Annotated in this window: 15 protein-coding genes; 8 read left to right on the forward strand and 7 right to left on the reverse strand. The window is 48.0% G+C overall.

The genetic code is table 11. The features are described from left to right. The first annotated feature begins 448 nt into the window (after window positions 1-448). The gene (locus tag AC1XUF_RS02875; protein WP_483340146.1) at window positions 449-1,630 is read left to right on the forward strand and encodes a putative sensor domain DACNV-containing protein; all 1,182 of its coding nucleotides are present in this window, start codon (window positions 449-451) and stop codon (window positions 1,628-1,630) included. A 4-nt stretch (window positions 1,631-1,634) separates the two neighbouring features. On the opposite strand, the gene dinB is transcribed toward AC1XUF_RS02875, so the two are convergent. Next, window positions 1,635-2,729: a DNA polymerase IV gene (gene dinB / locus AC1XUF_RS02880; protein ID WP_483340147.1), complete on the reverse strand. Its 1,095-nt coding sequence runs from the start codon at window positions 2,727-2,729 to the stop codon at window positions 1,635-1,637. A gap of 167 nt (window positions 2,730-2,896) precedes the next feature. Here dinB and AC1XUF_RS02885 point away from each other — a divergent pair, with 167 nt between their 5' ends. Beyond that, window positions 2,897-5,035 (forward strand): M43 family zinc metalloprotease, encoded by a 2,139-nt coding sequence (locus AC1XUF_RS02885; protein ID WP_483340148.1) that lies wholly within the window; start codon window positions 2,897-2,899, stop codon window positions 5,033-5,035. Between the two features lie 65 nt (window positions 5,036-5,100). Here the strand turns inward: AC1XUF_RS02885 and AC1XUF_RS02890 are convergent, their stop codons facing one another. Continuing rightward, entirely contained in the window at window positions 5,101-5,562 is a 462-nt protein-coding gene (locus AC1XUF_RS02890) for a hypothetical protein (RefSeq protein ID WP_483340149.1), read from the reverse strand. Window positions 5,563-5,826: 264 nt separating this feature from the next. Here AC1XUF_RS02890 and AC1XUF_RS02895 point away from each other — a divergent pair, with 264 nt between their 5' ends. The 4 genes from AC1XUF_RS02895 (at window position 5,827) to AC1XUF_RS02910 (ending at window position 12,789) form a co-directional block, all read left to right on the forward strand. Then, the gene (locus tag AC1XUF_RS02895) at window positions 5,827-9,363 is read left to right on the forward strand and encodes a SusC/RagA family TonB-linked outer membrane protein (protein WP_483340150.1); all 3,537 of its coding nucleotides are present in this window, start codon (window positions 5,827-5,829) and stop codon (window positions 9,361-9,363) included. Between the two features lie 22 nt (window positions 9,364-9,385). After that, entirely contained in the window at window positions 9,386-10,975 is a 1,590-nt protein-coding gene (locus AC1XUF_RS02900; RefSeq protein ID WP_483340151.1) for a RagB/SusD family nutrient uptake outer membrane protein, read from the forward strand. 124 nt (window positions 10,976-11,099) lie between these two features. Next, the gene (locus AC1XUF_RS02905) at window positions 11,100-11,864 is read left to right on the forward strand and encodes a 5'-nucleotidase C-terminal domain-containing protein (RefSeq protein ID WP_483340152.1); all 765 of its coding nucleotides are present in this window, start codon (window positions 11,100-11,102) and stop codon (window positions 11,862-11,864) included. Next, window positions 11,824-12,789 (forward strand): metallophosphatase, encoded by a 966-nt coding sequence (locus AC1XUF_RS02910; RefSeq protein WP_483340153.1) that lies wholly within the window; start codon window positions 11,824-11,826, stop codon window positions 12,787-12,789. Before AC1XUF_RS02905 ends, AC1XUF_RS02910 begins: the two co-directional genes overlap by 41 nt. A gap of 13 nt (window positions 12,790-12,802) precedes the next feature. Here AC1XUF_RS02910 and AC1XUF_RS02915 read toward each other — a convergent pair whose 3' ends face one another. The 3 genes from AC1XUF_RS02915 to AC1XUF_RS02925 are packed head-to-tail and all read right to left on the reverse strand — an operon-like array spanning window position 12,803 to window position 16,251. Then, the gene (locus tag AC1XUF_RS02915) at window positions 12,803-14,416 is read right to left on the reverse strand and encodes a Na+/H+ antiporter (protein WP_483340154.1); all 1,614 of its coding nucleotides are present in this window, start codon (window positions 14,414-14,416) and stop codon (window positions 12,803-12,805) included. A gap of 25 nt (window positions 14,417-14,441) precedes the next feature. Then, the gene (locus AC1XUF_RS02920; protein WP_483340155.1) at window positions 14,442-15,767 is read right to left on the reverse strand and encodes a cytochrome P450; all 1,326 of its coding nucleotides are present in this window, start codon (window positions 15,765-15,767) and stop codon (window positions 14,442-14,444) included. A 4-nt stretch (window positions 15,768-15,771) separates the two neighbouring features. After that, entirely contained in the window at window positions 15,772-16,251 is a 480-nt protein-coding gene (locus AC1XUF_RS02925) for a Dps family protein (protein ID WP_483340156.1), read from the reverse strand. Between the two features lie 204 nt (window positions 16,252-16,455). Between AC1XUF_RS02925 and AC1XUF_RS02930 the strand changes: the two genes are divergently transcribed. Both AC1XUF_RS02930 and AC1XUF_RS02935 read left to right on the forward strand, forming a co-directional pair. After that, window positions 16,456-17,139, forward strand: a complete 684-nt coding sequence (locus tag AC1XUF_RS02930; protein ID WP_483340157.1) for a lipid-binding SYLF domain-containing protein — start codon at window positions 16,456-16,458, stop codon at window positions 17,137-17,139. Between the two features lie 13 nt (window positions 17,140-17,152). After that, window positions 17,153-17,353, forward strand: coding sequence for a KTSC domain-containing protein (locus tag AC1XUF_RS02935; protein ID WP_483340158.1), 201 nt, complete (start codon window positions 17,153-17,155; stop codon window positions 17,351-17,353). On the opposite strand, the gene AC1XUF_RS02940 is transcribed toward AC1XUF_RS02935, so the two are convergent. Together AC1XUF_RS02940 and AC1XUF_RS02945 are read right to left on the reverse strand one after the other, a co-directional pair. Further along, on the reverse strand, window positions 17,350-19,062 hold the full coding sequence (locus AC1XUF_RS02940) for a GMC oxidoreductase (RefSeq protein WP_483340159.1): 1,713 nt from the start codon (window positions 19,060-19,062) through the stop codon (window positions 17,350-17,352). The genes AC1XUF_RS02935 and AC1XUF_RS02940 overlap by 4 nt on opposite strands. A gap of 51 nt (window positions 19,063-19,113) precedes the next feature. After that, the gene (locus AC1XUF_RS02945; RefSeq protein WP_483340160.1) at window positions 19,114-20,280 is read right to left on the reverse strand and encodes an alpha/beta hydrolase-fold protein; all 1,167 of its coding nucleotides are present in this window, start codon (window positions 20,278-20,280) and stop codon (window positions 19,114-19,116) included. Between the last annotated feature and the right edge of the window lie 10 nt (window positions 20,281-20,290).

Below are 20,290 nucleotides of genomic sequence, written 5' to 3' on the forward strand. Positions count from 1 at the left end.
TAGTTAGTAGTATATATCCCAGTACTTTGGAAATACCGGGAATGTTGCAAACAAGGTATATTTTTCAAAAAGTCAAGCATAATATCATGGTGTTTAGTAAATATTCATGGCTACTTATTCAACTGCTGTATTCTGAATGAACCCTAACTTTCCGGAATAGTTGTAACAAAACCTGATAAATTTTATTCCATACAGCAAAGCTGGTCCATTTAAAGTCCGGAACTCTTTAATTGTCAGAGGTAAAACCATACATTTTGGGTAAACGGAATTTGAATGTGTGAAAAAAAATACTCATCCACTTTTTGGTGATTCCGTCGGTAAAATCAAAATGGTTATTCGGCTCAACTTTTTGGGATGAGTCTTTGTTTACATCGTAATTCAGGACAATTATGTTCAGTGAATTGCAAAGTGCCACGCTGCCGTTTTATAAATCTTCAAGTTCTGAATAATGACCAATAACCTCGATTTGATCATCAATACCGGTGATAAAGTTCCGGTAACTACCTATAAAGCTGCACGTTCCGTTGCCGCTCACGTGGCTGCTCACTTTGAAAGGCATCATTCTTCGGTGAGCATACACTATGATCAGGAGCTGGCTCCTAAACCAGACGCTAAAATCATCGAAACGATCATCGATACGACGTTCTGGGCAAGTCTCCGCAGAGAAGAAGGCAGGTCGCCGAAAGTATCGATTGCATTTCTGCCGCCCGAAGCTGCCGAACATCCGTTGATCTTTGCAGAAAAATTATCTCTCACTGCCAACACACTTACGAAGCTTGCGCCTGCCGTGGAGCGGTCCGGGATACATTTGGGTGTGTGGATGGATGAGGGTGAGCTAAGGATCTGGGGTACAACACGTGTAATCCCGGGTTTATGCTTTGTGCTTGAAGTGGTCGAGCCTGGTATGCTGGTAATCAAGCACCGCAGGGTTGAAGGTTTCGGGAAATTTGTCAACGTGGCGGTTTTAAAAGGCGACCAGGTCAAGATCGTGAATGAGGTAAGCCGTAAGGTCCGTGACTGCCCGTCCGTAATCAATTCAATGATCGGTTTCGGGTCGACTTCACTTTGGAGTGAAGCACCCAATCTGTTGGTCCAATTGGCGGTTTCAATGCGCGGGCATGAGCGGGGAGGTATCTTGTTGGTAGTCCCTAAAGGCAAGGACGATTGGCGCAAGTCTATTATTCATCCGATCACGTATCACATCCAGCCTGCTTTTTCCGAATTGGCTGAACTAAATAGGAAATACCTGGAGGATCCCAATCCGATTTCATGGCAGAACCAGTTTAGTTCTGCCATCAGTAACATGGCTGGACTGACGGCCGTTGACGGGGCCACGATTATCAATGACAGCTATGAACTGCTCGCTTTCGGTGCCAAAATCGGGCGTGCGGCGGAAGGTTCTCCCGTAGAGGAAATGCTGATCACCGAACCTGTAATCGGAAATGTTCCACAAGTGATCCATCCTGTACAGAATGGCGGGACGAGACACCTGTCGGCCGCCCAGTTTGTTTTTGATCAGCGTGATTCCATAGCCCTCGTCGCTTCGCAGGATGGCAGGTTTACCATATTTTCCTGGTCTGCTTGTGAAGGCAAAGTGCTGGCTTTCAGGGTAGATACTTTGCTTTGGTAATATCTCAGGGGAATAATTCCAATTGCTCGGGATTCCTGGGCTTTCTGGACTTAACTTCGGGTTCCTGGAAATTCGAGAGGGAAATGCCCAAGAGCCTGACAGGCTTGGCTTCCATTTCCACTCTATCAAGCAATTGCTTGGCGGTTTCTGTAATGGTATCCAAATCGCCGGTCGGAGCATGAAAAGAGTGGTTTCTTGTAATTTGCGTAAAGTCGCTGAATTTGATTTTTAAAGTGACAGTCCGGCCTTTCAGCTGATTCTTGTGGAGCCTGTTGACAACGATCACGCCAATTCTGTCCAGCTCTTTATGCATTTCTTCTTTTGTAGAAAGGTCGTAGGTGAAGGTATCTTCTGCGCCGAGGGATTTGGTTTCCCGGTGCGTCTGTACCTCGCGATCGTCTATTCCCCTTACAATCGTGTAATAGAAGTGACCCGCCTTTCCAAAGTGCTTCACCAGCTCATCTTCTGAAAGCATTTTTAGGTCTGCCCCAGTAAAAAGCTGCATGCTTTTCATTTTTTCGGCTGTTACTTTACCTACCCCATGAAATTTCTCGACCGGTAGGTCATTCATGAAACGCTCGATTTTCGACGGGCCAATGAAAGTCAGTCCGTTGGGCTTGTTAATATCAGAGGCTATTTTTGCAACAAATTTATTGACTGAAACTCCCGCCGAGGCGGTTAAATGCAATTCATCAAATATCTCTTTCTTGATCCTGGCGGCGATTTCCATCGCCGATCCGATCCGTAGCTTGTCTTCGGTTACGTCAAGGTATGCTTCATCCAGCGAAAGAGGTTCGATCAGGTCGGTGTATCTTGAGAAAATTTCCCTGATACTTCTTGAAACAGCTTTGTATACATCAAATCTTGGAGAAACGAAAATGATTTCAGGGCAGAGTTGGATTGCCTGGCGGGACGGCATTGCGGACCTTACCCCAAATTTTCTTGCCTCATAACTCGCTGTGGCTACTACACCCCGGCCGGTCGGCGAGCCGCCAACAGCCAGGGGTTTTCCTCTGTACTCCGGAAAATCACGTTGTTCAACCGACGCATAAAAAGCGTCCATGTCTATATGAATGATCTTTCGTTGCAATGATGGCATGCTTACAATAGTCAAAAGCAGTTGCGGATGCGTCTATTAAAAACAAATTAAATAACTAACAATTCGCATCATTACGCATTTTTTTTACGTAGTAGTTTAATAATTCAGCTAGGCCGTGCGACCGGCAATCAAAATTTATTACTAATCAGTTCCTGCATATATAACCAATGCGATACACTATACCTGACTTTGTACCCTCTTTTATCATTTTGTTGATGTTTGTTTCAGGAATTCCAGCCGTAGCACAGGAGAAATGCGGTACGATGGAGTTGCTGAACAAAAGGTTCACGGACCAGCCAGCATTGAAAGTCATGTTCGACCAGCGGGAGGCACGCCTCAAACTTGCTATTGCTGAGCGCGTCAAATCAGGAAAATCCCTCAAAACCACAGGTGAGGTAACAATTCCTGTTGTATTTCACGTGGTGTTAAGCCGCCAATCGCAAGTTACGGATGCGCAGATCATGGCTCAACTTGACACGATCAATAAGGACTACGCGGGGCTGAATGCAAACGCATCGCAGATCCCATCTTATTTCAAATCGCTTTTTGGGCAGACTGGCATTCAATTCTGTCTGGCGCAACGCACGCCGGGCGATGCCCCGTCGACAGGTATTGTGAGGTACACGACAACCCGGAGTTCTTTTGATTATACCACCAACCTTGTGAAGCATGCAGAATCTGGTGGAGCAGACGCCTGGGATACGGACAAATATCTGAATGTCTGGATTTGTGATCTCTCGGGAGGGACTTTGGGCTATGCGACTTTCCCGGATGATGGTGTGAAAAACGAACAAGGGGTCGCTATTGATTATGCTTGTCTGCCTGGCGGAAGCGCAACCAGCTACAATCAGGGCAAAACGCTGACCCACGAGTTAGGGCATTATTTCAATCTCTACCATATCTGGGGCGACGACAACGGTTCGTGCTCGGGAACTGATCAGGTGGACGATACCCCGAACCAGGCGAATAGTACTTCGACCTGCCGCACCGGCGTAGTGACGGATAACTGCACCACGAGCTCGCCAGGAATTATGTATCAGAATTACATGGATTATACCCCAGATGGCTGTCTTTCGATGTTCACCAAAATGCAGGTAGCACGGATGGAGGAAGCATTTAGTACCTATCGGTCCCTGCTAAGTCTCTCAAACGGCTGCGTTCCGGTTGACGTCAAGAATAAGGATGCCTCGTTGAAGAGCATTATGCAGCCGGCTCAACGAATTTGCGGCAATACCTTTACACCACAAATCATTCTTGTGAATAAAGGCAAGGAGACGCTGACTTCTGTTATAATCCATGCCGTAATTGATAACGGGACAGAACAAAGTTTCACCTGGACAGGCTCGCTGGCCACCTATGCACAGGCAACAGTCAACTTGCCTACGTTCACAACCGTTGAAGGAAACCACGTCCTCAGTATCTATACCACCAATCCTAACGGAGGAGCAGACGAGGATACATCCAATGATGCCCTATCACTCGACTTTATTTATTACGAACCATTTACCGCGCCACTCACCGAGAGTTTTGAAGGATTATTCCCACCCCGTGGCTGGGATATTGTGAATGAAGACGGCGGGTCGAGCTGGGAGAAAACAACCACCGCTGCAAAAACAGGCAGCGCCTCGGTAAAAATAGGCAACTTCGATAATGGATCGATCGGGCAGAAAGATTATCTCCGATTGCCAACCGTCAATATAGCCGGAACAGATTCTGCCTTTGTGTCCTTTCAGATAGCCGCGGCTACATACAGTAGTTCCAGTCTGCAAGGCAATGTCTGGGACACATTGCAGGTTATGATCAGTACCGATTGTGGGCTTACCTACACCAGTGTTTATAAGAAATGGGGATCGAGCCTGGTTACACGGAGTACAGCAACCCGCGTTGCTTTTACGCCGACCGCAACAGAATGGCGGCGTGAGGAAATTAACATCAGCCAATACATTGAACAGGGCGAAGTGCTCGTGGCTTTCCTAAATACCAACGGAAATGAAAACAACATTTTTCTTGACGATATCAATGTAAGGACCGTCACGGTTAATCCGAATCTCAAGGAAGCTGGGTTCCTGGTGTCGCCGAATCCTACAAATGGCCTCGTTTCTGTACAATTTTATCCACATCCTTCTACATTGCAATCTGTTTCAATATATAATGTAGCAGGACAAAAAGTAGCGGAAACATTGATCACCGGCGAAGTCAGCACCAACGTGTACGACTTTGATCTGACGCTGTACCCATCCGGGCTCTATATTGTGAAAGCAGAATTCGCGGATAGGGTTTTGACGAAGAAGATTGTCAAAAACTAATTGAAGGGACATCAAAAAGCCGTTTAAGCGTCGACCAAGATCGGCAAGCTTAAACGGCTTTTTGACTAATATATCCTTTTAACCACCACTTTGCTGTTCGTTTGCGAAATGGCAAACTCCTTTGCATTTTCATTTGGCGGTGCAATAAAGATCTGCTTTTTCTTTTTTCCATCCGTACTTACCCAGTTTGCAGAGTAAATTTCGGGCAGGCTGCCGGTGTAAATGGGATGATTATCGGAGAGCATAAATACTTCTTCCTGCTCATATGCCATTTCGAGATCGCTTCCTTCGATGATGTCGCAGATAATTTTCAATCCTCCCGAGTCGCCGTCAACCAGCCCTTTGATCCTGGCTTTTCCAAAGAAAGGATCCTCCTCAAAATCCCAGCGAATGTAATATTCAATTACGTTTCCTATCTGGGAATCAATATAATCGGCAGTAAGCAGTTGTTCCTGGTGCATGGTCTCTATTGGTTTCTTATCCTTTTCGTCAAAGCAAATTCTAATGCCCCTAAAGAATTCCGGCATTTTGACAAATGTAATTGGAAGCAGGTTGTTTCCAAAAATAATGACATGTGTTTCAACTAGTATTTAAAATTTCAAAAACGAACGCTCTCTTTTTTATTCGCTAATCTAAAAAACCTTTCCACATATAGCTCCCAAGGTTAGCTGGTTTTATCACCGCCGGAAACATAGAGGTATGATTTTTGCCCCGCTGGGCTAATTGAAATTATTTATGGGCGCTGTCCTATCACCTAGCCAGAAATAAATATGCGAAAAACTCAACGAATAATGAAGCTGGAGTACTGTTTCGACCCAGTCATTTTTTTGAGGATCAGCGTTTTGCTCCTGCTGTTATCTTTTAGTCGACCCAATCGTTTATTCGCACAGCAGGTAAATCCCGATTCGACCAAAAAACCAAAGCCGGACACGCTCATCCCAAAGGCAACCAGGCCAATTCCCGCGGCAGTAAAGCCAATCATCGACACCCTTTCCAAGACCCATATCACCTCCGATTCTATTGCCAAACCCGCTAAGCCTTCGCAAGCTTTTGACCCGCTTGTAAAACCGGCGGTCAGGTCCGATTCCACCGGCAAGCCTGTCACTGAACCAGATTCTTCCCCGGTGATGAAGCCCGACAGCGCTACTCCCGGGAGTAAGCCTACGAGTACATCCCCAGCACAGGCCCCCAAGCCCACCGTAGCGAGTGACGACAGTACGGTTAGCGATCCCGTTGTGCAGGAATCCCCGGAATTGGGCCCAAACGCAAAATTGATCAAAGGGACTGTTCTGGACGAGAAGGGTAGCGGTATGCCGGGTGTGAGTGTGTTGCTTAAAAACACTAAAATTCAAGCAGTTACGGCTAATGATGGCGCATTCGAACTGAAAATCCCCGCCCAGGGCGGTATTTTGGTCTATAGTTCTGTCGGTTTCAAAACACAGGAAATTCCTGTCGGGAACAAAACCCAGTTTAATGTTCAGCTGCTCCCCGAGGCGAAGGCTTTGAAAGAAGTAGTCGTGGTGGGTTATGGTGCGCAGAGCAAGCGGGACCTGGCCAGCTCTACTTCGAGGGTTGCCGCCACCGAATACAAATCCGCGGTCATCAATACCGTCGATCAGGCTTTGCAGGGCCGGGCAACCGGGGTGCAGGTAGTGGAAACTTCGGGGGAACCGGGCGCATCTTCCGTAGTAAGGATCAGGGGGAATAACTCTTTGAGCGGCAATAATGAGCCATTGTACGTAATCGATGGATTTCCTATGCCGCCGTACAGGGAAGCCGGAGCGAACTTCACCGGTGCCTACACCCAAAACGGGCTATATGGTATCAATCCCAATGATATCGAAAGCATGGAGATTTTGAAGGATGCTTCTGCCACAGCTATCTACGGCTCACGGGGTGCTAATGGGGTTGTGCTGATCACCACCAAAGCAGGGAAAAGAGGGGAAGGGAGGGTTGAGCTGGTCAATAAGACTTCGTTTGGAAGCATCTCCAACCCAATTAAAATGATGAATTCCAGGCAATATGCGCAGGTGATCAATGAAAGTTATGCCCTCGCGGACAGGAAGCCCCCGTTTACCAATCTCGATAGCACATTCACAAACACCGACTGGGTTGCCGCCATTACGCAGCCGAGTTTCAGGCAAGATGTCACCCTTAGCCTGTCCGGTGGTAGTCCAAAATCCTCTTATTACATATCCGGTAATTATCTTCAGGAAAAAGGGACGATCATCAACTCCGACAACAACCGGGCAAGCCTGAGGGTAAACCTTAATAATGAGGTGAACGACTGGTACAATATAAAAGGACAGATCTCATTCAGCCGGCAAAAATCCAACAGGGCCGTCACATCATCACGTGCCTGGCCAAGCTCGGGAGGCTTAATGGATGGGCTTCGTGCTGCGCCGACACTGGCGCTGGATTACCTGGGCAATAACAGCATGGGTATTCCCGATTACCAGGGATATTACTTTTCAAATCCTTACAATGAGCTGACTGCGAAAACAGACGTTACCCAGAACGACTATTCGATCCTCAACTTTGAAAACTATTTCAAAATAATCGAAGGTTTGCAATTGGTGGTTAGTCTGGGGGGGAATCAAAACCTGAGCCGCCGCAAGGTGTTTTTGCCTCCGTCGACCGCAGAAGGAAATGGCGTAAAAGGAAAGGGCAGCAATAGCACTTCCAATACGTACAGCTACAATGTCAATGCGTATTTCCAGTATGAAAAAACATTCAGGAAGGACCACTACCTGAGCTCGACGCTGGGTGTGGAATATAACGACCAGACTGTTGAAATCGTCAACACCAATGCAAGCGGCTACGATATTCCTTTTTTCGGGATCGATAATATTGGTACTGCACAATCGCAATCGATTGGTTCATTCAAAGAAAAGCGGATTCTGCAGTCAGGATTTCTTCGTGCGAACTATTCCTTTAAAGGTAGATATGTCCTGAACACTTCGGTGAGGGTGGACGGTGCTTCTCCATTTGCAGCCAACCGGAAATATGGCGTGTTCCCTTCCGTCGCATTGGCCTGGAACCTGGACCAGGAAGAATTCATGAAGGGAGTCCGTTTTGTGTCCAATACCAAGTTCAGGGCATCCTATGGCGAAACAGGCAGCCAGGCGATTGGTCCTTATTCGTCATTGTCCCAATATAGCAGCGGGTTTTACGAAATGGGCCCTCAGGGTGATGCGGCTGTGATTAATACGGGCATTTATCCCAATTCTATTGCCAACCCAAACCTTTCCTGGGAACGTACCAGACAATTCAATGCGGGTTTCGATTTTAATACGGCCCAAGATAGGCTGGTACTAAGCCTGGACTACTACAACAAAGTAACTTCGGACCTTCTGCAACCCAGAAAGGTCCCTACGCAGTCGGGTGTCGGCACTATCATCGATAATTATGGAACAATGCGTAACCGTGGCTTTGAGGTAAGTATCCAAGGTAATATCATTCGGAAAAAGAATGTGACTTTCTCGACACGGTTCAATATTTCAAGAAATGTCAACACGTTACTCGATCTGGGCGATCGCACGCAATCCGATTATGTGACGCTCAATGGGAACCTACTGGGAGGTGTTTCCGGAATTCTGACGCCAGGCGAGCAAGTAGGGCGTTTCTTCGGGTTCAGGGTTGCAGGACTTACGCACCCGACTGACTTCGACACCAATGGCAACCCTACTTTCGCCACCTTTGAAGGCCCGGCACCTCCTGGCACCAAGGGTACACCGATTTATGGTGCGTGGATTTACGCAGATACCAACGGTGACAACATCATCAACGCGGACGACCGCGTGGTGCTCGGAAAATCCAGTCCCGACTTCACGTTCGGATGGAGCAACGACCTGACCTGGCGCAACTTCTCGGTAAACGCACTTTTCACTGGTTCAGTCGGCAACGATGTGCTCAATCTCACCAACTTCTATATCAACAACGGCGTCGTGGAGTTTGCCGGTGTAGGTTTCAATCAGTCCGAAGATTGGTACAACAAGCGGTACACCGAATCCAACCCGCATCATGATCCCAAATATCCAGGAATCCAGCGCGGCATTGCATCCGGTGACATCAACTCAACCATGCTCGAAGACGGCAGTTTTGTAAGGCTTAAAATGCTCAGTCTTTCCTACACTTTTCCGAGACTTGGCCCGGTTCAAAATCCGAAATTGTTTATAACAGGCACCAATTTGTGGACGCTGACCAAATACACGGGATTTGATCCGGAAGTCAGCTCTTATGCACAATCGCTTTTGCAACAAGGGATTGATTATGGGGCTTATCCTTCCCAGAAGTCCTTTACCATTGGCCTTTCCTGTCATTTTTAAAACAGACCAACGCATTCACGATATGAAATACCGTATAGAAATTTCTGCAATGCTGCTGATGGTACTGGGCATTGTTTCCTGCAAAAACAACCTGGAAGAATCACCCTATTCTTCGCTTAGCAAGGAAGTTGTTTTTAAAGACGAAGACGGACTGAACCAGGCAACTATCGGCGTATACCAAGCTTATACCGCGCCTGATTTCCCGGATATCACAAACCGTTTTATTCTTACGGAGTCGGGCCACCGGTATGCGACTGCCGGCATCCTTGGTTCAGGCGCGGACCCCTATTATCGTTTTGGGCATAATGCAATTTCCGGTGCATTTGAATCCGTCTGGGCGAGATTTTACAAGATCATTTTTCGGGCTAATACGGTGATCGCCAATGCTGCACTGGCTGTGCCCGGAGAAGAAGAAGAGGCTGATCCTTACATTGCCGAAGCGCGATTTCTGCGGGCTTATGCTTATTTCAATCTGGTCCGTTACTTCGGTGGCGTTCCGCTGATTTTGAATGAGATTGAATCCCTGGAAGACAAAGACCTGATTTTTGCACCTAAGTCAACGGACGTTCAGGTATATGATGCGATCCTGGCAGACCTGGCCTTTGCTGAAACCAACCTTCCGGATTCAAGGGGAGGCGCAGAACTGGGGCGGGTGTCGGCGGGTACGGTGAAAGCATTGATGGGCAAAGTTTACCTGACCATGGCCGGAAAGCCTTTGAACCGTACAGAGAATTATCAGAAAGCCGTAGATAAGTTCAGCGAACTGGTTGGGCCGGAGAATGAGGAAAAGTACGGTATGGGGCTGCTTACGGACTTTTCGGAAGTATTTGCCTTATCCAATGAAAGGAACCGCGAGATCGTGCTGTCGTTCGGGTATTTCATCAATTCATCCAATCCCAATGGAAATATCCTCCCGTTCAACCTTTTCCCCTCCGGACTGGTAAATGGCGATGAGCAAACCAACTATGGCCTGACTTATGCCTTTTATCAATTGTTTGAAAAAACAGATACGAGAAGGGATTTTACCCTGGTATATAAATATGCGTTCCGGGGAAGCGCCAGGGCAGGGGCGGAACCCGGCGACAGCATTATCTATAACCCGACGATCGGCAATTACATCAACAAAAGGACTAACACGTCCTTCGCCCATGACGATTTTAAATATGGGATTGCTTACGGGAAGATGGCCCGGGAACCCAGGCCGACCGGTGCAGCAGTACAGGGTTACAGCGCCGATCTGATTGAAATGCGTTTTTCGGACGTCCTTTTGAGTCTCGCGGAGGCATTGAACGAAACCGGAAAAACGGCCTTGGCGCTGCCACTGGTGAACCGGGTGAGAGCACGGGCAAAAGCCACATTGTACAAAACGGCTACTGCGGTGACTATGCGCGACGCAATCCGGCTTGAAAGAAGGCTGGAATTGACCGGAGAGTTCAACACCGTATTCGACATCCGCCGTTGGGGCACACTGAAAGATGAGATCGCGGCTATGTCCGGCGACCAGGTACTCGACAATATCCTGGTACCTTATAGCGAGCGGCTGGAAATTTATCCTATCCCGCAGTCGCAGATCGATGCAAACCCCAATCTCGTACAAAACCAGGGATGGTAAGGAATAAGGAACGGGCGGGCCCAACGGCCCGCCCGTTCAATGTATATGAATGCAATGTTAAATTCTTCCGGGCAGCAACTTTCTGCGAGTTTCTGTGCTATTTTAGTGTTTCAAAACAGCGTTCATGAAGACTCCGTTCTATATTAAGCAGGTTCTGTTTTCGATAACAGTTTCGACTTTTGTTTTTTCTTCCTGCCAGCAGCACCTTTCGATCTCCAAGAATAATTACGAACAATACAGCATTAACCAGCAAACTGCGGAGGATTCGTTGGTTGTGAAATATTATACGCCTTACAAGCAGAAAATGCAGGAGGAAATGGGTAAGGTCATTGGTCAGACCGGGCAGGAGCTTACCAAGCCATCGGAGCCGGAAACATTGATGGGCAACTACTTTGCAGATGCCATGTTGAAAGAGGGTTTGAAAAAGGACCCTACCATCCAATTTACGCTTTCAACCAAAGGCGGCCTTCGTACCACATTCCCGAAAGGCGATATCACGGTTTCCAAGGTGTTTGAATTAATGCCTTTTGAAAATGAGATGGTGGCTTTGAAGTTATCCGGGCAGTCCGTTGAGAAACTTATTGATTTTGTCGTGCAAAAAGATGGTGAGCCGATATCCGGCATGCGAATGAAAATCAAGGCAGGCAAAGCATATGAGGTAACCATCGGCGGGCAGCCCTTTGATGTGAATAAAACATATAACCTGCTGACCTACGATTACCTGGCGGACGGTGGAGACGAACTCGATTTTTTGAAACAACCCTTGGAAAGAAAGGATATTGGCATCAAAGTCCGCGATGCGCTTCTTGAAAATATAAACGATCTGACCCGGGAGGGTAAAAAAATAAATGCTCAACTCGATGGAAGAATTGTCATTGACAAAAACTAGCCGCAGGGATTTCCTGAAAAACGGGGCTGGCGCTGCAGCAATGCTGGCGATGGGCACATCGCCGCTGGCGGCATTCGGAAAGGACAGGACGGTGCAATTAACCATTCTTCATACCAATGACGTACACAGCCGTATCGAACCTTTCCCGATGGATGGTTCACGTAACCAGGGGCTGGGTGGTGTCGCCAGGCGTGCCGCATTGGTCGGCAGGATCCGCCGGGAACAGGATAACGTACTTTTACTGGATGCCGGTGATATTTTTCAGGGAACGCCATACTTTAACCTATACGGCGGAGAACTCGAAATGCAGATCATGAGCGATATGGGTTACGATGCAGCCACCATGGGTAACCATGATTTTGATAATGGGATCGCCGGTTTTGTGAAGCAGTTGCCCCACGCCAATTTCCCCTTCCTGGTCAGCAACTATAATTTCGATAACACCGAGTTAAGGGGTAAGACTTTGCCCTACAAGGTCTTCAAAAAAAAGAAACTGAAAATCGGTGTTTTTGGCCTGGGAATTGAATTGAATGGTTTGGTAAACAAAAAAAACTATGGCGAAACCATTTACCTCGACCCGATTGCAAAGGCCAATGAAATAGCCTCGATCCTAAAAAACGAAGAGCATTGCGATCTGGTGATCTGCCTTTCGCATTTGGGATATAAGTATAAGGAGGATAAAGTGTCGGACCAGATCCTGGCCAGATCAACCCGCAATATCAACCTGATCATTGGCGGGCACACCCATACTTTTATGAAGGCGCCCGAGGATATCCTGAACCTGGACGGAAAGGTAACAACAGTAAATCAGGTGGGTTTTGCAGGGATAAATCTGGGAAGGCTGGATTACTTTTTCAATCACGAGACAGGCAAGCACAAAATGGTGTCGGCCGTATATCCCGTTCATCAGCAAGGATTTGTATGATTTCCGGTCACAGTTACTCAATATGCATGAACTGTTGCCGGACTTTTTCTTCTTCCAGGTCAAGCTGTGCCAGGTGCTGTTTAATCACCTCGTCTTCAAACATTTCTTTTTTATTGAATTGATGCAGGAGAGCCCGCTTCTTGTTCAGTAGTTCTTTTGTAATGTCTTGATATTTGGTGATATAGTCGTGCCCCGCATGCAGCGGATCGGATTCTTTCACGTGGTTGAGAAAACCAATATCGCTTTCGAGTTTGTACCTGAGGCTTTGCAACAGCTCGTTCTTCGGCACTTCTTCCGAATATTTCTCATCGATATATTTCAAAGATTCCTGCGCCAGTTTCCGGCGGATCATTACGTCCTGCTCCTGAGAGGGTACATCGTAATCCATTTCTTCCAATCTCATCCATTTGATCACCAGTGGCAATGTCAATCCCTGAAAAACAAGGGTTACGAAAATCACCACGAAAGTGATGAACAGGATCAGGTTGCGTTGCGGGAAAGGCTGCCCGTTATGGATAAGCAGCGGAATGGATAAAGCGGATGCCAGGGAAACCACCCCGCGCATACCAGCCCAGCCGAAAACGACAGGTGCACGCCATCCCGGCCGGCTATCGGCTGTTTTGATAAAATTGCTGATAAACACCGTGAACCACGAGGCGCCTATGGTACATAGCAAGCGCGTTACAATAACCACCGCCGAGATAATCAGTCCGTACTTGATAGCACTGTACAGGGAATTTTCTCCTAGCTGCTGAACAATCACTGGCAGTTCCAGCCCTATAAGCATGAACACGATGCCATTCAGAACGAACCCGACTGTTGCCCAGACATTCACGCCCTGGATACGGCTGAGGTGTCCCATGATGGAATGGCTGCGATCAGAAAGGAACAGCCCCCCGGTTACCACGGCGATCACACCCGAAAAATGAAAATGCTCCGCTGTGATGTACATCGCGTAGGGCGCGACGAACGTAAGGATGGTATCGATACTCGGAGTGGTGGGCAACCAGCGGTGAACGGCATAAAATACAAGCGCGAGGCCAATCCCGATCGCGAAGCCCATGATAATAACCAGAAAGAAATCGGTCACGGCGTCCGACAGCACAAAGGTTCCGGAAACCGTACTAGCCAGTGCAAAGCGGAATACAATCAAGCTGGAAGCGTCGTTCAGCAGGCTTTCTCCCTCCACAATTGCAATGAGCCTTTTAGGAACCTTGACATCTCTCAGGATTGATGTGGCCGCGACCGCGTCGGGAGGCGATATGATCCCGCCGAGCAGAAAGCCGAGCGGAAGCGTGAAGCCGGGGATAATGGAATGCGAAACATAGGCGATTACGCAGGATGTGAGAATTACGATAATAAAAGCGAAAGAACCAATTACCCGCCGCCATTTCCAAAAGTCCTTCCAGGAAGTTTGCCACGCGGCCTCGTACAACAGTGGCGGAAGAAAAATCAGGAATATCAATTCCGGGTCAATGGATACTTCGGGAATACTGGGGATAAAGCCCAACACCAGCCCTCCCAGCACCAGCACGATAGGATAGGATATCTTGATCCGCTGGGCAAGCATCACCAGGAAAAGAATGACAACGATCAGGGACAGGTATAAAACGATAGTGTTATGCATTGAGAACGTTCAGGTATAGGCGCTTTTATCGCACGTACAATTTAATGCCATTTGTAGACTTAAGTACAATCTGGGGATGCATTCCGACTGGATGCGAGGGGTCATTCTCGAATGAAAACCGTTTTACAAGCGAAGCGAGTATCAGCTGCATTTCCATGAGCGCAAATTGTTGCCCGATGCAGATTCTGGGACCTGCGCCAAACGGCAGGTAGTTGAATTTGCCTCTGTTTTTAACGTTTTCAGGGTTAAAATTTTCCGGATTAAAAACCGAAGGCTTGTCCCACAAACCGGGGTTTCGGTGAAGTTCAAAAACAGAAAGGAATACGGACGTGCCCGCGGCAAGCCGATAGCCTTCAATTTCGTTATCTACCACGGCTTCCCGCGTCATGGTCCAGGCAGGCGGGTAAAGCCGCAGGCCTTCTTCTACAACCTGCCGGGTGTACGGCATCTGCATCAACTGGCCGAAAGTCGGAACATTTTCAAAGATCTCGCTTTCCTTCCTGATTTTCGCGACGATGTCCGGTTGGCTGGCCAGTTCCCATAGCAGCCAGCTCAGGCCGGTTGCGGAAGTTTCGTGCCCGGCTGCAAACATCGTGATCGCCTCGTCCCTGATCTGCGTATCGTTCATTTGTTCGCCGGTCTCTTCATCGGTACTATCCAATAATAACTGGAGCAGGTCGTTGGGCGCTTCACCGGACAATCTTCTCTGCTTGATAAATTCAAAAACCAACTTGTTGAAGTAAGCCAGGTCTCTTTGAAACCGAATATCCTCGCCATTGATCGCCATCAATGGAATGCGGTAGGGCCTTCTCACTTTTGTTACCAGATAGCGCTGTGTCCGGCTTACCTGCTGATAGATCTGCGCTTTATCTTCCGTAGTCATATTGCCGAAAAGTGTTTTCAGCGCGATATCCGACGTGATGCTCATCATTTTTGCATCGATGTCGACAGCTTGTCTGCCACGGAAAGCCTCCATTTCATCCAGGAAAGATGCGGTAAGCTGGCCCATTGCCTGAAACAGTTCCTGTAACCTTTCGCGGTGGAAAGCGGGCTGGACCAGTCGTCGCTGCCGCAGCCAGAAGTCGCCGTCGCTGGTTACCAATCCGTTTCCCAGGACAGGGCGCAGCATTTTCGACGAGCTCCCTTTTTTGTAATTCTTGTTGTTTTGTTGCAGGATATGTCTGAAAAACGCGGGATCGCGGCTCACGACAAACTCTCGGAATAATCGGAGGCGATAGGTATCGCCGCATGTGTCAAAGCCTTGCCGGAGAAACCTTAACGGATCTCCGGCAAACCTGAAAGGGGATAAGATGCTTATTCTTCCTAATTTGAATTCGGGAATCGGGCGCATTGTGTTATTTCTTGCCGGCGAACGAGCGGAGCATCCAGGTATTTTTTTCTTTGAACTGCATGAAGCGGTTTACCATATCGTTAGAGCCGTCATCACCAGCTTCATCTGTTGCTTTCAGGAGCTCTCTTTCAAGTTCGATCAGTTTGGCCATATCGTCCAGAATGGCCTCCACCATATCCAGGTCTTTCATCCCGATGGTATCAATTTCTTTGATCGAGGATTCACTGATGTAATCCGCAAAACGGCTGTGTGGCGGTTTTCCCAAAGTGAGCACGCGTTCGGCAATCTCGTCGATGGTCAGTTGCGCGTTGGTATAAAGTTCTTCAAATTTCACGTGCAGGGTAAAGAAATTCTGGCCTTTGATATTCCAGTGGCAGCCACGCAGCTTTTGATAATGAATGTGGTAATTGGCAAGATAATCGTTCAGGAGATCCACCACAGGTTTTACTTCCTGCTCGTTGAGGCTGATTGCTTTGGCATCCATAATTGTAAATATGAGTTGAAAATGGTTCTAATCTGAATCAACAAAACCGTACCAAAATACACATTCTGCCGTTCATATACGTTAATGAGTCGCAAACGCACAAAATAGTTCACAAAAGTCCGTTTTTTGACGATTAGCGCGGATTTTTTGTGTGTCGGGCACGATACTTTTTACCATTTACCATAACCACTAATTGTTTTAATTATGTTTAGCAAGAGATTAAGGATTTTCAATTTTCAGATTTTGACCCTGATGGCCCTGGCAGTGTCTGTTTCCTCTTTTGCCCAAAATAAAGAAGAGGAGAAGATCAAAGCGGCCACAGCCGTTCTGAACGATTTCAACGAAATGCAGGAAAACATTCCTTCCCAGCTTCTCAACATTTCCAAAGGCGTCATCATCGTGCCCAGGATGATCAATGCAGGGCTCATGGTCGGAGGAAAGTATGGAAGAGGCCTGGCGATGGTTAAAAAGGAAGACGGGGAATGGAGCGATCCTGTTTTTATTACGATCGCCGGAGGAAGCATCGGTGCCCAGATTGGCGTGCAGTCTGTTGACCTGGTACTCGTTTTCAAAAGCAGCAAGTCGCTGATGGAAATTGGAAAAGGCAGTTTTACCCTGGGCGGGGACCTGTCGGTCGCAGCCGGCCCGATGGGCAGAAGCTCCTCAGCCCAGACGGACTATAAGCTCGAGGCAGAGGTATATTCCTATTCACGCAGTAAAGGGCTCTTTGCAGGAATTACGCTGAATGGCGCCGTACTGGCGGTAGATGATAAAGCGAATCATGCGTTTTACGAGGACTGGGTCAACGCCAACTCCACTTTTAAGGAAGATCGTATCAAATCGGGTCCAGTTTCCGAACTGCGCGCGAAACTCGACGAGTTCAACTAAAATGAGCTAACCTATGCCATCGTCCGTTGTGTCAAGAATCATTTATGACGGGGATAAAGAAAGACTGAGGGTTATCTATGTTTCGGGGATGGTTTATGACTACAAAAAAGTCCCTTTGGAAGCGTACCAGTCTATGAAGGCTGCATCTTCCAAAGGGACTTTTTTAAACAAATACATCAAAGGAAACTATGAATTTGAGAAGGTAAAAGACTAGATATTACCCTTCTTCATTTCTTTCACCACATGGTCCACTGCCCTGGCCGTCAGCGCCATATAAGTCAGGGACGGATTTTGGGTTGCCGTGGATGTCATGCATGCCCCATCGGTTACGATCACATTCGGACAATGGTGCATCTGGTTCCATTTGTTGAGCAGAGCTGTTTTAGGGTCGTTGCCCATTCGTACACCGCCCATTTCGTGGTTTTCACTACCGGGATTTCTTTTTGTATCCGAAGTCTTGATATGGGTGAAGCCGGCTTTCGAAAGCATCTCGCTCAGCTCGTTATAAAAATCATTCACCATCTTCATGTCGTTGTCGTCAAAAGCGACCGACATACGTAATTGGGGAATGCCCCAGGGATCTTTCAATGTCGGGTCAAGCCGTACCGAATTGGTTTCTTTGGGCAATGTTTCGCCCATCATTTGCGCGCCAAGGCTCCATCCGCTTTCGTCCGGCTTAAAGAGGTTTGTTTTCAGTTCTTCCCCGAGTCCTGTATGATCGTTGCCGATTTTATTAGCCGAAAAAGAAGCCGCATATCCCCGGAGAAAGTCTGTTTCCTGCTTGAAAACGTTACGAAATCTGGGGATATAGGCGCCATTTGGTCTTCTGCCATCTATTGTCTTGTCGTGAAACCCGTCAAATTCGGCACTTACCCGACCGCGGTAATTATGAAACCCTATGAATTTACCGAGATAGCCGCTGTCATTGCCAAGCCCGTTTGGAAAGCGGTTTGAAATAGAATTAAGCAAAATCAAATTGGAATTGATCGCAGACGCATTAATGAAAATCACCTTTGCATAATACTCGGTCATTTCTTTTGTCAGTGCATCAACCACCCGCACGCCGGTAGCCCGCTTCTTTTTTTCATCATAAATCACCGAGTGGACAACAGAATGTGGCCTCAAAGTAAGGTTGCCGGTCTTTTCAGCCCATGGTAAGGTAGATGCATTGGTGCTGAAATAACCGCCGAACGGACATCCTCGCTGGCACATATTGCGGTGCTGGCACTTAGCCCGGCCTTGTTCTGTATGGATCGGCTGTGGGTTGGTAATGTGAGCTGCCCTTCCGATGATGATCGGGCGTGTATGATGGTAGTTTTTGGCCGTCTGGTCGCTGAAGTGTTTTTCGACGCAGCTCATTTCATGTGGCGGAAGAAATTCTCCGTCCGGGAGCTGGGGTAAGCCGTCTTTATTACCCGAGATTCCTGCAAACTTCTCGACATAACTGTACCAAGGCGCGATGTCTGCGTAGCGTATAGGCCAGTCCGTTGCGAAACCGTCACGAGCGGGGCCTTCAAAATCGAAATCCGACCAACGTTGCGTTTGCCGTGCCCAGAGCAGCGACCGGCCTCCCACCTGATACCCCCGCATCCACGAAAAGGGCTTTTCCTGGACATAAGGGTGTTCTGCATCCTTAACGACGAAATGCATGGCGTCTTCCCGGAAAATGTAATGCTGGCTTACCATTGGATTTGCTTCGCGAATAGCCAGGGTGGGCTGCCCGAGATGTTCAAATTCCCAGGGGCGCATGTTGGTGGTCGGGTAGTCGACAATGTGCTTTACATCCCGGCCACGTTCCAATACCAATGTTTTCAGTCCCTTCTCTGTGAGTTCTTTCGCCGCCCATCCACCGCTGATACCCGTGCCAACGACGATTGCGTCGAATGTTTTTTCTTTGATCGAATCAATGTTTAAATACGCCATTTGGGTCATTCGTCTTTACAAATATTTTCGCCATTCATTTTGCTTGGAATGCTACTTCTTCCAGAGATCAGGCAGCAACTTGTCATGCAGTAAGAGCCGCCAGGTGCCCCAGTCGTGGGCGCCTTCGCCACCAATGAAATAGTCGTGCTTGATACCAGCCTTCGCAAGCGCTTCATGTGTTGCTGCTGATCTTTTCGCAACAGCGGACCCTGATTCGCCGCTGCCCAGCCCAACCAGCAGATAATCAACCTTTTCCCTGATTTTGGGATCGTTGAAAAAGGATGGGTTGAGTTTCTCGGGTTCAAGATCTCCGGCACTCAGGATCCCGAAAGAGCTGAAAAGGTCCAACGCATTGAAGCCCACCGCCTCGGTATGTCGCCCACCCATGGAGAGACCCGAAATTGCCCTTCCTTTCCGATCCCTGATCGTACCGTAATGACTGTCCACAAAAGGCACGATCTGTTTTCTCAATTCTTCTTCAAAAAGCTTATAGGTTTTTTCCAGATGACCGGGATCGTTCCGGTGAATCACCTGGTTATTGGGCATGGCGATGATCATCGGCACCATTTTTCCTTCAGCCAGCAGGTTGTCTGCCATGAAATCGGCACGGCCGTCCGATGTCCATCCGGAAGCCAGTTCCCCGCTTCCGCCAAGCAGGTACAGTACAGGGTATTTGATTTTGGGATTGTAGCCTGGCGGCGTATATACAAATATTTCGCGCTCGCCATTTAGAACATCCGAATGGTAAATATGCCTTGTAACGCTTCCGTGCGGAACATTCAGCGCGTCGTAGTAAGCCGGTTTGCTGCCATGGACGATCAGATTGCTGTAGCCGGGCTGATTGGAATAACCTGTGAAAGTATTGTTTGGGTCAACGATGGGTACACCGTCCAGCAAGAATCTGTACACGTAAATATCCGGTTGCAACGGTCCGACTGTCAGTGACCAAACACCGTCGGCCGCTCTCGCAAACGGAATTGAGTTTTTCGATTTGAGTGCAAGCAATATAGGTCCACCGGTGAGCTCGACCTTATTCGCGTCCGGGGCTTTAAGCCTGAATGTGACCGTTTGGTCGTCTTTTACCTCGGGAGAAATGATGTTACCTCCATAAGGCACAAGGTTTTGCGTATTTTTCTGTGGATCAAAATCCAGGTTTACATGGGCTTGCTGCGCAAATGTAAATGGCGAACCGGCCACCGCGATCAGAAAAATACTCAAGCAGGATTTT

The sequence above is a fragment of the Dyadobacter sp. HNCC25DJ185 genome, from assembly GCF_056895195.1.

What these genes read in the sequence shown, in the direction of transcription:
- AC1XUF_RS02925 (WP_483340156.1), bottom strand. Translation starts at nt 16,251, where the DNA reads ATGGATGCCAAAGCAATCAGCCTCAACGAGCAGGAAGTAAAACCTGTG.
- AC1XUF_RS02875 (WP_483340146.1), top strand. Translation starts at nt 449, where the DNA reads ATGACCAATAACCTCGATTTGATCATCAATACCGGTGATAAAGTTCCG.
- AC1XUF_RS02940 (WP_483340159.1), bottom strand. Translation starts at nt 19,062, where the DNA reads ATGGCGTATTTAAACATTGATTCGATCAAAGAAAAAACATTCGACGCA.
- AC1XUF_RS02910 (WP_483340153.1), top strand. Translation starts at nt 11,824, where the DNA reads ATGCTCAACTCGATGGAAGAATTGTCATTGACAAAAACTAGCCGCAGG.
- AC1XUF_RS02900 (WP_483340151.1), top strand. Translation starts at nt 9,386, where the DNA reads ATGAAATACCGTATAGAAATTTCTGCAATGCTGCTGATGGTACTGGGC.
- AC1XUF_RS02930 (WP_483340157.1), top strand. Translation starts at nt 16,456, where the DNA reads ATGTTTAGCAAGAGATTAAGGATTTTCAATTTTCAGATTTTGACCCTG.
- AC1XUF_RS02905 (WP_483340152.1), top strand. Translation starts at nt 11,100, where the DNA reads ATGAAGACTCCGTTCTATATTAAGCAGGTTCTGTTTTCGATAACAGTT.
- AC1XUF_RS02885 (WP_483340148.1), top strand. Translation starts at nt 2,897, where the DNA reads ATGCGATACACTATACCTGACTTTGTACCCTCTTTTATCATTTTGTTG.
- AC1XUF_RS02895 (WP_483340150.1), top strand. Translation starts at nt 5,827, where the DNA reads ATGAAGCTGGAGTACTGTTTCGACCCAGTCATTTTTTTGAGGATCAGC.
- AC1XUF_RS02935 (WP_483340158.1), top strand. Translation starts at nt 17,153, where the DNA reads ATGCCATCGTCCGTTGTGTCAAGAATCATTTATGACGGGGATAAAGAA.
- AC1XUF_RS02890 (WP_483340149.1), bottom strand. Translation starts at nt 5,562, where the DNA reads ATGCCGGAATTCTTTAGGGGCATTAGAATTTGCTTTGACGAAAAGGAT.
- dinB (WP_483340147.1), bottom strand. Translation starts at nt 2,729, where the DNA reads ATGCCATCATTGCAACGAAAGATCATTCATATAGACATGGACGCTTTT.
- AC1XUF_RS02920 (WP_483340155.1), bottom strand. Translation starts at nt 15,767, where the DNA reads ATGCGCCCGATTCCCGAATTCAAATTAGGAAGAATAAGCATCTTATCC.
- AC1XUF_RS02915 (WP_483340154.1), bottom strand. Translation starts at nt 14,416, where the DNA reads ATGCATAACACTATCGTTTTATACCTGTCCCTGATCGTTGTCATTCTT.